The sequence below is a fragment of the Pseudarthrobacter sp. TE3704 genome, from assembly GCF_056279405.1.
Map to the genome: position 1 here is coordinate 508,246 of NZ_JBWCCJ010000002.1, position 12,477 is coordinate 520,722.

The following is a 12,477-nucleotide window of genomic DNA, read 5'->3' on the forward strand; positions in this document are numbered from 1 at the left end:
TACCCGGCGCTGAAGTGGCTGGGTTTCCGCTGTGCCTCAACGCCGTGGATTCCCCGGGGAAATCCGTGAGCTATCCCCGAAGGGGTCATAACCCAAGTGTTGGCGTAAGCACCGAAGAACTAGACTACGCTAATTTCGTCTTCGGCCGCAAATGAGGCTGGTTCCGGCGCGTTGGCTGTGATAGGAACCACAGGCCAACCAGGCGGCGGGACCGCGCCCCACCATCCTACCGGCAGAGCGCCCGCCTGCCGGTCAGGAGTGGAGGCGCGGCGCGTCGAAGAAGTCCACTTCCAGGCGGCAGGACTGCCGGAAGGCGGTGACCATCGCCGCCCGCTCGGTATCCGAGGCGTTCCGCCCGGCCCCGTCCACGATGGCGATGGCCTTGCGGGTTGCTTCGGCGAAATCTTCGTCCGCGTAGGTACGGAGCCAGTCAGCATAGGGGTGTGCTGCCGGTTCGCCCGCGGCGACAAACCGGGCGTGGAGTGTCTTGCCCACCTCGGCATACAACCAGAAGCAGGGCAGGACGGCGGCCGCGAGCACGGCATAACTGCCCGACGCCGATGCGGCCGTCAGGTGGTCCACGTAGGACTTGGTGACCGGGCCCAGCTCGGCCTGGACGGGGCGGGTGCTCAGCCAGGACCTGTGCAGCTCCGACTCCACTTCCAGGCACTGCCGCGCGGAGGCAGCCCAGAACACCTGCTCCGTTTCGGTGGGTGCCAGGGCGCTTGCCCGTGCCAGGACCCGGGAGTAACCGTTGAGGTAGATGGCGTCCTGGGCGAGGTAGTAGGCAAACTCCTTTTCGGGGAGGCTGCCGGAGGCCAGTCCACGGATGAAGTCCAGCCCGTAGATCGCTTTGAGGTCCTCGTCGGCTTCGGCCCGCAGCCGCGCGGCGAATCCTCCGGCGGGCGGGATGGGGCGCAGGTGGTGGAAATGGTGGACGGGCCCGTTCCCTGTTCCCACGTCCAGGCGTCCGGAGGCTTCCAGGGCCCCTGCCAGCCAGGGCTTCACTTCCCGCAGCGATGCCTCCCAGTCCCCCAGCCGCGCCTGCACAGTCGCCATCGCGGATGAGAGCGAACAGCCGGTGCCGTGACTGTTGGGGGTGGCCACCCGCTCCCCCGGCACCTGGATGACTTCTGCTCCCAGCAATCCGTTCATGTTGACCAGCGCGTCCGGGCATTCGGCCCCGGCCAGGTGTCCTCCCTTCACCAGCACGGTGGTCCCGGTGGCTGCCGCCAGGCGCTTCCCCTGATCGAGCGCGCCTTCCCAGGAATCCTGCGGGCTTTCGCCAACCAGCATGGCGAGTTCGGCCAGGTTGGGCGTGAGGAGATGGGCGAGCGGCAGCAGGTCGCGGAGCGCGGCCTCGGCTGATTCCTGCAGCAGCCGGTCGCCACTGGTGGCGACCATCACCGGGTCGAGGACCACGACGGCGGGACGCACCTTTTCGAGCCATTCCCGGACCGCCCCAATGACGGCGGCGTCCCCCAGCATGCCGATTTTCACGGCGTCGATGGTGATGTCGTCACTGATGGCGTCCAGCTGGCTGGCCAGGAAGGAAGCCGGCGGGACGTGGACGGCTTCCACGCCGCGGGTGTTCTGTGCGGTGAGGGCTGTGATGGCGGCCATGCCGTACCCGCCGTGCGCGGCAATACTTTTGAGGTCCGCCTGGATGCCTGCTCCACCGGAGGGGTCCGAACCCGCAATGGACAGGACACGGGGCAGGTCCCGGCCGGAATCCGGCAGGACAGGAGTGGACTGGAGAGCTTCCGCGGGCATTGCAAGAGTCGAAGACAAGAGACATCCCTTCGCCGGTACTAGCCGGACAGGTTCAACGGGTGTGGATCTCAGCCGGCCCTTCGCGCGGCACCCCGTGTCGGTTCCCCAGCCTAGCCGTTTTGCCGCCGCCGCACCGAAGGTGACGTGCCGCTGCTGTTGGCACCTGATCCGGGCCGAAACATTGTTAACCCCGGATGCCCGGAACCGGCCGTGAGGGCGGTTCCGGGCATCCGGGTTTTTGTTGTGCTGCCTGCGGTCAGAGCTCGGAAGCAGGAACTCCCACACCGAGGATGATCGGAGCCTCGGCCTGCTTGGCGCCTGCAGTGTCCGCACCGGAGGCCGCAGCCGGTTCCGGCGCCTTCGCGGCATGCGAGTGTCCTGCGCTGGCGGCCGGGACGCTCTCATGGTGCTGGACCGACGTTTCGTTGGCAGCACCCTGGGCACGGCTGGCGCTGCGGTTGCGCCGTGGCCTCCGCTGCCGTGACTGCTCCACGGTGTGGTCCGACCAGTCCTTCTCAACGGTGGCGGCGCCGGACGGCTGCCCGGCCTTGGCCGGTTCCGAAGCTACCGGTGCCGCAACTACCGGTGCCGAAACTACGGGTGCCGGAGCTGCCGGTGCCGAAACCGCAGCTTCCGGCTGTTCTGCCGGAGCCTCGGCAGCCGGAGCGGGCTCACCGAGGTGCGCAAAGGCTTCAGCGAGCCGGTCCAGGGTGAGGGCAGGCTGCGGCTGCTGTTCTTCCGCGTGCTCGACGAAGGGCAGGGCAACCTTCTCGCCGCCGAACGTCAGGACAGCGGCGGGACGGGAGGAGGCATCGGCGTCGTGCTTGTCCGCCTCGGCCGGCGCTGCCTGCTGGGCCGGCTGTGCCTGGCGGGCAGCCGCAACCTCATCGTCGTGCAGGTGGGCCGCGTGGGCTGCTGCAGCGATGTTGGCGAGCGCCAGCCGGGTTGCTTCCGCCTTGGCATGGCGTTCGGCGTCTGCCGGGTCCGGGTGGACGGTGTGCACGTGTACGGCTGCGGCCGCCGGGGCAACGTCAGGCTGCTGGCCGCCGCGTCCGCGCCGCCGCTTCCGGTCGGGACGGACGCCAGGCTGGGTGCTGTCGGTTCGCTGGCCTTCGTTGCGGTGTCCTTCAGCACGGGCTTCAGGCCGGCTGTCGGCACGCTGCACGTGGTGCTCGGCGGCAACGATGTTGGCGCGGCGGTGCTCCACGGGATCGTCGTGGGTGACCACGCCGCGCCCGGCGCACGCCTCACACTGCTCACCGAAGACCTCCAGGAGCCCGGTGCCCATGCGCTTGCGTGTCATCTGGACCAGCCCCAGCGAGGTGACCTCGGCAACCTGGTGCTTGGTACGGTCACGGCCCAGGCACTCCACCAGCCGGCGCAGCACCAGGTCCCGGTTGGACTCCAGGACCATGTCGATGAAGTCGATGACGATGATGCCGCCGATGTCGCGCAGCCGGAGCTGCCGTACAACTTCCTCGGCCGCTTCAAGGTTGTTCTTCGTGACGGTTTCTTCGAGGTTGCCGCCGCTGCCGGTGAACTTGCCGGTGTTGACGTCCACCACGGTCATGGCTTCGGTACGGTCGATGACCAGCGAACCGCCGGAGGGCAGGAACACCTTGCGTTCCAGGGCCTTGTGAATCTGCTCGTCGATCCGCCAGGCAGCAAAGATGTCCTGGTCCTTGGTCCACTTCTCGAGGCGGCCCACCAGGTCCGGGGCCACGTAGGTGACGTAGGCCTCAATGGTGTCCCAGGCTTCCTCGCCGGAAACGATCAGCTTGGAGAAGTCCTCGTTGAAGACGTCACGGACCACCTTGATGGTGAGGTCCGGTTCGCCATAAAGCAGTTCCGGTGCCAGGACCTTGGTGGAGGTGGACTGGCTTTCGATGCCTTCCCACTGGGCGCGCAGCCGGTTGATGTCGTGCGTCAACTCTTCCTCGGATGCTCCCTCGGCGGCTGTGCGCACAATGACGCCCGCGTGTTCCGGAAGGCGGTCCTTGAGGATGCGCTTGAGGCGGTTGCGTTCGACGTCGGGCAGCTTGCGGGAGATGCCGGTCATGGAGCCGCCGGGCACGTACACGAGGTAGCGGCCGGGCAGCGAGATCTGGCTGGTCAGGCGTGCACCCTTGTGGCCCACCGGGTCCTTGGTGACCTGAACCAGGACGGTGTCGCCGGACTTGAGGGCGTTTTCGATGCGGCGCTGCTTGCCTTCGAGGTTGACAGCCTCCCAGTTCACCTCGCCGGCGTACAGGACGGCGTTGCGGCCGCGTCCGATGTCAACGAAGGCAGCCTCCATGGAGGGCAGGACATTCTGGACCTTGCCCAGGTAGACGTTGCCGATCAGCGAATCCTGCTGCGTCTTGGACACGAAGTGTTCCGCCAGGACGCCGTCCTCGAGGACGGCAATCTGAATTCTGTCGTCGCGCTGCCGGACGATCATTTGCCGGTCAACGGATTCGCGGCGGGCCAGGAACTCGGCCTCGGTGATCACGGTGCGGCGGCGGCCGGTGTCGCGGGACTCGCGGCGGCGCTGCTTCTTCGCCTCCAGGCGGGTGGAACCCTTGACGCTGGTGACCCGGTTGCTGACGGCCGGTTCGGTGGCAACACGGGGCGCGCGGACGCGGGTCACGGTGTTGGGCGGGTCGTCATCCCCGCCGCCGGTCAGTTCCAGGTCCTGGTCGCCACGGCGGCGGCGACGGCGGCGGCGCGATGTGACGCCCTCTTCCAGCTGCCCGGCCTGCTCTTCGTCGGCATCCTCGGCCGTTTCGTCGTCGCCCTCGGCGCCTGCCTCTGCATCGCGGTCGTCAAGGCGGCCACGGTTCCGGCGGCCACGGCTGCGGCGCCGGCGGCGGCCGGCGGAATCCTCCGCGTCGCTTTCTTCGGCGTCGTCCTCTTCCGGCTCTTCGGTGGCTGCCGCAGCGGGGGCGGCGGGGCGCACCACCGTGCTGAGGTCCGGGGCCTGGAACAGCACGGACGTGGGGGAAGCAGGTTCCAGGAAGAGCGAGCCGAAGGGGCTGGGAGCAGTGCCGGTGGCGGCTGCGTTGCTTTCTTCCTCGGTTTGGGGTTGGGAGACGGCGGCTTCAGGCGTTGCGGCCGACGGCGTCTGGGCCACTTCCGGCGTTACGGCTGCCTCCGCCGGGGTAGCCGCTGCCGGGGTTGCCCCGGCAGGAGCGTCTACTGCTGCGGCAGTGCCCGGGGTTTCTGCCACCTCGCCGGCTGCGTCGGGGGCTTCCGGACCGGCGGAAACCGCTTCGGTGGCTGCTGCTTCGGGGGCTGCAGCTTCAGCCGGAACTTCAGTTTCCACCGCGGGTGCGGAAGTTTTGCGCGTGGCGACACGGCGGCGGCGGACCGGTTTGGTTTCGGCTTCCGCTTCGGGGGCAGTTGCGGACGGTGCACCCTCTTCGGCTGGGGCCGTAACGCCGGCAGTGGCACCGGTGTCCGTTGCTTCGTCGGCGAAGGCGGGAAGCGGTTCGTCAGCTTCCACTTTCTTGCGGGCCCGGGTACGCCGGGCCGGCGCCTTGGTTTCCGCGGCGGCAGCTTCAACGTTTTCAGCAGTGGCGCTTTCCGCGGGGGCGTCACCCACCGGCCTGTCTATGGCGTCCTCGACCTTCGGCGCAGCCTTCCGGCGCGTCCTGACGGCCTTCTTGGGTGCAACAGCGGACTCTTCAGCCGCGGCATCATCGTTAACGGCCAGTTCTTGTTCATTTTCCATATGCAGCAGCGCTCCTGCCCCTGACGTACCGCCACATCCGGCACCCATTGGGGCACATATTGTCAAAACCCGCAGGCGTTGACAGAAGTCAAGTGGATACTCCCAGGTTCGCACCGGCGGTGGGGTGCGGCAGCCCGTGGGAGCCGGTGGGATGTCCTGAAACCCGTTGTTCTGCGTTGCTACAACCAGGTGCCGCCCAATGGAGTCGCGGGAGTGTGCATCGGAAGCACTCCGAAGCCTGCCCTGCTCGTCATTGGCGGTCTTGAGAACAAGCCACCGGACCGGAGTCCGAATGTGGATCGGCTTCCAGCCACGTTTATTCTCTCATACCCGGACTAAATCACGGCGGAGGCGGGCCCCGTTCTCCTTTTGCCTGGGGATGGCTTCCAGCCGCCGGCGTTACAATCGGGCTAGGAGCACCGGACGAAAAGGACGCCACACCAATGCCCAGCATCTCCCCCGCCAGCGACACCCACGCCGCCGACCGGACCCTCGGCACGGACAGCACTCCCGCGTCCGTCCCCACCATGGCCCGCAACCGCCCCTTCGGCTGGCTGCTGGTGATCACCGGCGTGGTCGGCTGGCTCGCCTCCGGGACCCTGGTCCTGGAAAAACTCGCCGTGCTGCAGGACCCCAACCACACCACCGTGTGCGACGTGAACCCCTGGATCTCCTGCGGTGATGTCATGAAAACCTGGCAGAGCTCGCTGTTCGGCTTCCCCAACATGTTCATTGGCATTGTGGCGTTCGCCGTCATCATCACCGTGGGGATGGCGCTGCTGTCCGGGGCCACTTTTGCCCGCTGGTTCTGGGTGGGACTGCAGACAGGCGTCACGCTGGGCTTTGTCTTCGTGGTGTGGCTGTGGTCCCAGGCACTCTACGACATCCACATCCTGTGCCCGTTCTGCATGATCGTCTGGGCGGCCATGATTCCGCTGTTCGTCTGGGTGACCATCCGGAACATCACCGCGGGCGTCATTCCCGTCCCGACCGGTGCTGCCCGCGTCCTGGCTGACTCCGGCTGGATCATTACCGCGCTTCTTTACGTGGCCGTCATCGCCACCATCTTCTTCGCGTTCATCCAGGTGTTCGCGGGTACCTCGGGTTTCTAGGTCCGCACCAGCCAGCGAAATGACAGATAAGGCCGATGTTCACGAAGAACATCGGCCTTATCTGTCATTTCGCTGGGGTTAGCCCTGGAACCAGATCTTGATCTCACGCTCGGCGGAATCCGTGGAGTCGGAGCCGTGCACCAGATTCTGCTGGACCTTCAGGCCCCAGTCGCGGCCAAAGTCGCCGCGAATAGTGCCCGGTGCGGCGGTTGTCGGATCGGTGGTGCCGGCCAGCGAACGGAAGCCTTCGATGACGCGGTGGCCTTCGAAGATGGCCGCAACAACGGGTCCGCTCAGCATGAACTCCACGAGGGGCTCATAGAAGGGCTTGCCCACGTGCTCCTCGTAGTGCTGCTCCAGCAGGTCGCGGGTGGCGTCCACCTTCTTCAGCTCAGCAAGGGTGTACCCCTTGGCTTCAATCCGGGCCAGGATGGATCCGGTGAGGTTACGGGCGACGCCGTCGGGCTTGATCAGGACGAGGGTGCGCTCAGTGGTCACAACTGCTCCAATGCGTTGGTGGGGTTTCGGGATAAGTCTACGGGGAATGCGCTGCGCGGAGTCCGCGCGTCAGGGGGTCTGCGGCTGCCCGGGCCCGGCGGCCTGGTCCGGGTGTGCGGCTTCCCATTCGGCCTGCTCACGGGCGCGCTGGACAGCTTCCCGGTCCAGCCTGATGCCGGTACGGATCCCATACCACCAGGCCAGGGCGAACAGGGCCCCCACCAGGAACATGGCGGGCTCGAAAATGCCCGTCAGGATCAGGATGATCTGCAGGATCCAGCCCAGTCCCACGCCCCAGGGTTTGGTGAGGAACGCGCAGGCCACGATCATCACCACGCTCAGGGCGATGCCCACGCCCAGGATGAGCGCCGGCGGAAACTCACCGCGGCGCAGCCCAAACACCGCCAGGGTGGCGAAGAACATCACGAAGGCTTCCAGCAGCAGGACCGTGGAGGCGAACATCACCTTGGTGGAGCGGCGCTTCTTAGGCATGCCCGGCCGCCATTCGCGCTGGGCTTTCGTCAGTTTGGCCATCCCCTAAGCCTCCGTCTTTCCGAGCAGGATGCGGGCTTCGGCCACAAGGGTGATGGAGCCGGTCACCAGCACGCCGCCGGAAAGGTCGTCGTTGGCTTCGGCCCGTTCCACGGCCCACTCCAGGGCGTCGTCGAGCTTTTCGGCGATGTGGACGTTGTCCTCGCCGAATCCCAGGTCCACGGCAAGCTCAGCCAGTTCCGCGGCGGGGACAGCCCGCGGGGAGTTCGACTGCGTGAAGCAGTACTCCTCGGCCATGCCGCCCAGCGATTCCTTGAGCTGGCGGAGGATTTCCTCGGCGTCCTTTTCCTTCAGCACACCCACCACCGGGACCAGCCGCGTGAACGTAAACGCCTCCTGCAGCGCGGCGGCTGAGGCCTTGATCCCGTCCGGGTTATGGGCGGCATCGACGATGATGGTGGGCGCGGTCCGTACCACCTCAAGCCTGCCGGGCGAGGTGACGGCGGCGAAGCCTTCCTGCAGCACTTCGAAGTCCAGTTCCTTTTCGCCGCCGAAGAAGGCTTCCAGGGCGGCCACCGCAACGGCGGCGTTTTGCGCCTGGTGCTCGCCGTGCAGCGGCACCAGCAGTTCCGGGTAGCGTCCGGCGATGCCTTGGATGGTCACCACCTGGCCACCGACGGCAACGGTGCGGGACTCCACGCCAAACTCCACGCCCTCAAAGCGGAACGGCACCCCCACGTCCTTTGCCTTCTCCAGGAGGACCTGGGCGGCGTCCAGGGGCTGCGCGGCGCTGATGAGGTACCCACCGGGCTTGATGATGCCGGCCTTTTCCAGGGCAATGTCCCCGGTGGTGTCGCCCAGCAGGTCGGTGTGGTCCAGCGAGATCGGCGTGATGACGGAAACCTGGCCGTCACCCACGTTGGTGGCATCCGTGATGCCGCCCAGCCCCACCTCGATGATGGCCACGTTGACGGGCTGGTCTGCGAAGATGGCGAAGCCCAGGATGGTGAGGCACTCGAAGTAGGTCAGCCGGGGATGCCCGTCCGCTTCCAGCTCGGAATCGACAATCTGCAGGTAAGGGCGGATCTCGTCCCAGATCCGGACAAACGTCTCATCCGGGACGGGATGCCCGTCGATGCTGATCCGCTCCGTGACCTTGGAGAGGTGTGGGCTTGTGTAGCGGCCGGTGCTGAGCCCGTGGGCCCGCAGGACGGACTCGATCATGCGGGCGGTGGAGGTCTTGCCGTTCGTGCCGGTCACGTGAATGATCGGGAACGCCTTGTTGGGTTCGCCGAGCACATCCATGGCCCGGAACAGCGGCGCGAGCCGGGGCTCCATCTTGTTTTCGGGCGCCCGCCCCAGGAGCTCCGCATAAACGCTTTCCACGGAAAATTCGTCGGTCATGTCCTAGGCCTCCACTTTTTCGACGGCGACAGCCGGTTCTTCGACGTCTGCCGGTTCGGCTGCCAGGTCCACGGTGAGCGTCTCGCCCTTGACCAGTTCTGCGTTCGCCAGCAGCGCGTCCACAACATTCTGCCGGGCACTGACCGACGTGCGGATCCGGTCACTGACATTAAGCCCGGCGTCCTTGCGTGCCTGCTGGATGGCACGGACCATGTCGCGTGCCAGGCCTTCGGCCTCAAGCTCCGGGGTCACCTCGGTGTTGAGGACCACGAAGCCGCCGCCGGGGAGCACGGCGACAGACGCCGACCCGCCCTCGGATTCGGCCACAACGGTTTCCAGGGTGTACTCCTGCGGTTCCAGCTGGAGCCCGCCGGCGGTGACCACACCGTCGTCGTCCACGGACCAGTCGCCGGACTTGGAGCCCTTGATGGCGGCCTGGACGTTCTTGCCCAGGCGCGGGCCCGCTGCCCGGGCGTTGACCACCAGCTTCTGCTGGATGCCGAACTCCTCCGGAGCGGCGGTGGCTGCGTCGAGCAGCCGCACGGAACGGAGGTTGAGTTCGTCCGCGACGACGGCGGCGAAGCCTTCCAGCACGTCGGCACCGGGTGCCACCACCGTGAGTTCCTGCAGCGGCAGGCGGACGCGCAGGTTGGCTGCTTTGCGGAGGGACGAACCGGTGGAGCAGATCTGCTGGACCCGGTCCATGGCCTGGACCAGGTCCGGGTTTGCGGGGAACAATCCGGCGTCCGGCCAGTCGGCCAGGTGCACCGATCGGCCGCCGGTGAGGCCGCGCCAGATTTCCTCGGACACGAGCGGCAGCAGCGACGCCGCGGCCCTGGAGACCGTCTCGAGGGCCGTGTACAGCGCGTCGAAGGCGTCCCGGTCTTCGTCGAAGAAACGCTGGCGGCTGCGGCGGACGTACCAGTTGGTGAGCATGTCCAGGTAGCTGCGCAGTTCATCGCAGGCCCCGGAGATGTCATAGGTGTCCAGCTGCGCGGTCATGTTCCGGACCAGGTCCCCCGTGTTGGCCAGCAGGTACTGGTCCAGGGTGTCGCTGTACCCGTCGTAGCGCAGGGTGGCGTCGTAGCCGGCGCCGCCGCTGGCCGCGTTGGTGTACAGCGTGAAGAAGCTGTACACGTTCCACAGCGGCAGGATGACTTGCCGGACGCCGTCGCGGATCCCCTGCTCTGTGACCACCAGGTTGCCGCCGCGCAGGATGGGGCTGGACATCAGGAACCAGCGCATGGCGTCGGAACCGTCGCGGTCCAGCACCTCGGACACGTCGGGGTAGTTGCGCAGGCTCTTGGACATTTTTTGTCCGTCGGAGCCCAGCACGATGCCGTGGCTGATGACGTTGCGGAATGCCGGCCGGTCGAACAGTGCCGTCGACAGGATGTGCAGCATGTAGAACCAGCCACGGGTCTGGCCGATGTATTCGACAATGAAGTCGGCCGGGTTGTGCGTGTCGAACCAGGCCTCGTTCTGGAACGGGTAGTGCACCTGGCCGTACGGCATGGAGCCGGAGTCGAACCAGACGTCCAGTACGTCCTCAACGCGGCGCATCACGGACTGGCCCTCTTCCGGACTGCGGGGGTCGTCCGGGTTAGGGCGCGTGAGTTCGTCGATGAACGGGCGGTGCAGGTCCACCTGGCCGTCGTTGTTCAGGGGCAGCCGGCCAAAGTCCGCCTCGATCTCGGCGAGGGAGCCGTAGACGTCGGTGCGCGGGTATTCGGGGTCGCTGGACTGCCATACCGGGATGGGGCTGCCCCAGTAGCGGTTGCGGCTGATGGACCAGTCGCGGGCGTTTTCCAGCCATTTGCCGAACTGGCCGTCCTTGACGTTGCCGGGGATCCAGTTGATCTCCTGGTTCAGTTCGGACATCCGGTCCTTGAACTTGGTGACTTCCACGTACCAGGAGGACACCGCGCGATAGATCAGGGGGTTGCGGCACCGCCAGCAGTGCGGGTAGCTGTGCTCGTAGCTTGCCTGCCGGACCAGGCGGCCCTGGGCGCGGAGCACCTGGGTGATGGGCTTGTTGGCTTCGAAAACCTGCAGCCCCACGATGTCGTGCAGGTCGCCGTGCTTGAACAGGGGCAGGAACTTGGCGCCCTCGTCGACGGACAGGATCACCGGGATGCCGGCCTCTTCGCAGACCTTCTGGTCATCCTCACCGTAGGCGGGAGCCTGGTGGACGATGCCGGTGCCGTCCGTGGTGGTGACGTAGTCGGCCACCAGGATCCGCCACGCGTTCTCCATGCCGTACTTTTCGTTGTCGGCGAAGTCCTGCCACAGCGGCTGATAGGCCAGGCCCTCCAGCTCCGCGCCGGTGTGGGTGGAGACCACGGCGGCCTGGGCATCCTCGAAGTTGTCGTAGCCCAGGTCCTTGGCGTAGGAGCCCACCAGGTCAGCCGCCAGCAGGAAGCTGCCGGCGACGGGGGCATCAGCTGAGGCGGCCTTGATGCCGTTGGGGCCTGCCGGGAGGACGGCATAGGTGATGGAAGGCCCGACGGCGAGCGCGGCGTTGGTGGGCAGCGTCCAGGGGGTGGTGGTCCAGGCGAGGGCCTGGACGCCGGCCAGCTGCCGCGACAGCTCCGACTCCCCCGCCGTGATGGGGAACGTCACGGTGACGGTCTGGTCCTGGCGGTTCTTGTAGACGTCGTCGTCCATGCGCAGTTCGTGGTTGGACAGCGGCGTTTCGTCCTTCCAGCAGTAGGGCAGCACGCGGTAGCCGTTATAGGTCAGGCCCTTTTCGTGCAGCTGCTTGAAGGCCCAAAGGACCGACTCCATGTACTCCACGTTGAGGGTCTTGTAGTCGTTGTCGAAGTCCACCCAGCGGGCCTGGCGGGTGACGTAGTTGCGCCATTCGTCGGCGTACTTCATCACGGACGCACGGCAGGCGTCGTTGAACTTGTCGATGCCCATGGCTTCGATCTGGGTTTTGTCCGTCATGCCCAGCTGCTTCATGGCTTCCAGTTCAGCGGGAAGCCCGTGGGTGTCCCAGCCAAAGCGGCGCTCCACACGTTTGCCGCGCTGGGTCTGGTAGCGGCCCACCAGGTCCTTGGCGTATCCGGTGAGCAGGTGGCCGTAGTGGGGCAGGCCGTTGGCGAACGGGGGGCCGTCGTAGAACACGAACTCGTTGCTGCCGGGTTCACCGCCGGGGGCGTCGGCGCTGCGCTGGTCGATGCTGGCCTGGAATGTGCCGTCCTGGTCCCAGTACTTCAGGATGCGCTCTTCGATCTCCGGGAACTTCACGGAGGCGGAAACGCCTGCACTGCCGCTGGAAGAGGTGCCGCTGGTGGAGGCTGAGGCCTTGGGGTAATACGTCATTCTCGACATCCTGGGTTGAGCGTGGCGAACTGCCGGCAGGTGCCGGGCAGTTCCGTTCAGGATGCGAGGACGGCTGCCGTGCTGTCCTGGGACTGCACGCTCACCGCGGTACCACCTCACTTACCGGCGCTGCACGCTCCCTGGGGAACGGGCTCTGCT

Annotated in this window: 7 protein-coding genes and 1 riboswitch; of the genes, 1 reads left to right on the plus strand and 6 read right to left on the minus strand. The window is 66.6% G+C overall.

The features are described from left to right. Positions 1–252: 252 nt before the first annotated feature. Positions 253–1,773 carry a bifunctional hydroxymethylpyrimidine kinase/phosphomethylpyrimidine kinase gene (gene thiD / locus ACZ9BC_RS06355; RefSeq protein ID WP_476245202.1) on the minus strand — a complete coding sequence of 507 codons (1,521 nt, stop codon included), beginning with the start codon at positions 1,771–1,773 and terminating at the stop codon, positions 253–255. Positions 1,774–1,780: 7 nt separating this feature from the next. After that, a riboswitch (TPP riboswitch) is annotated at positions 1,781–1,878 on the minus strand. A gap of 151 nt (positions 1,879–2,029) precedes the next feature. Then, positions 2,030–5,485 (minus strand): Rne/Rng family ribonuclease, encoded by a 3,456-nt coding sequence (locus ACZ9BC_RS06360; RefSeq protein ID WP_476245203.1) that lies wholly within the window; start codon positions 5,483–5,485, stop codon positions 2,030–2,032. Between the two features lie 443 nt (positions 5,486–5,928). Between ACZ9BC_RS06360 and ACZ9BC_RS06365 the strand changes: the two genes are divergently transcribed. After that, positions 5,929–6,597 (plus strand): vitamin K epoxide reductase family protein, encoded by a 669-nt coding sequence (locus ACZ9BC_RS06365; RefSeq protein ID WP_476245204.1) that lies wholly within the window; start codon positions 5,929–5,931, stop codon positions 6,595–6,597. A 78-nt stretch (positions 6,598–6,675) separates the two neighbouring features. Here ACZ9BC_RS06365 and ndk read toward each other — a convergent pair whose 3' ends face one another. The 4 genes from ndk to ileS form a co-directional block, all read right to left on the minus strand. After that, complete coding sequence (gene ndk, locus ACZ9BC_RS06370; RefSeq protein WP_079596329.1) at positions 6,676–7,095, minus strand: nucleoside-diphosphate kinase; 420 nt, start codon at positions 7,093–7,095, stop codon at positions 6,676–6,678. Positions 7,096–7,164: 69 nt separating this feature from the next. Beyond that, complete coding sequence (locus tag ACZ9BC_RS06375; RefSeq protein ID WP_476245205.1) at positions 7,165–7,629, minus strand: DUF4233 domain-containing protein; 465 nt, start codon at positions 7,627–7,629, stop codon at positions 7,165–7,167. A gap of 3 nt (positions 7,630–7,632) precedes the next feature. Beyond that, complete coding sequence (locus ACZ9BC_RS06380; protein ID WP_476245206.1) at positions 7,633–8,991, minus strand: bifunctional folylpolyglutamate synthase/dihydrofolate synthase; 1,359 nt, start codon at positions 8,989–8,991, stop codon at positions 7,633–7,635. 3 nt (positions 8,992–8,994) lie between these two features. Then, entirely contained in the window at positions 8,995–12,318 is a 3,324-nt protein-coding gene (gene ileS, locus ACZ9BC_RS06385) for an isoleucine--tRNA ligase (RefSeq protein ID WP_476245207.1), read from the minus strand. Positions 12,319–12,477 lie beyond the last annotated feature (159 nt).

What these genes read in the sequence shown, in the direction of transcription:
- thiD (WP_476245202.1), bottom strand. Translation starts at nt 1,773, where the DNA reads ATGCCCGCGGAAGCTCTCCAGTCCACTCCTGTCCTGCCGGATTCCGGC.
- ACZ9BC_RS06360 (WP_476245203.1), bottom strand. Translation starts at nt 5,485, where the DNA reads ATGGAAAATGAACAAGAACTGGCCGTTAACGATGATGCCGCGGCTGAA.
- ACZ9BC_RS06365 (WP_476245204.1), top strand. Translation starts at nt 5,929, where the DNA reads ATGCCCAGCATCTCCCCCGCCAGCGACACCCACGCCGCCGACCGGACC.
- ACZ9BC_RS06375 (WP_476245205.1), bottom strand. Translation starts at nt 7,629, where the DNA reads ATGGCCAAACTGACGAAAGCCCAGCGCGAATGGCGGCCGGGCATGCCT.
- ACZ9BC_RS06380 (WP_476245206.1), bottom strand. Translation starts at nt 8,991, where the DNA reads ATGACCGACGAATTTTCCGTGGAAAGCGTTTATGCGGAGCTCCTGGGG.
- ileS (WP_476245207.1), bottom strand. Translation starts at nt 12,318, where the DNA reads ATGACGTATTACCCCAAGGCCTCAGCCTCCACCAGCGGCACCTCTTCC.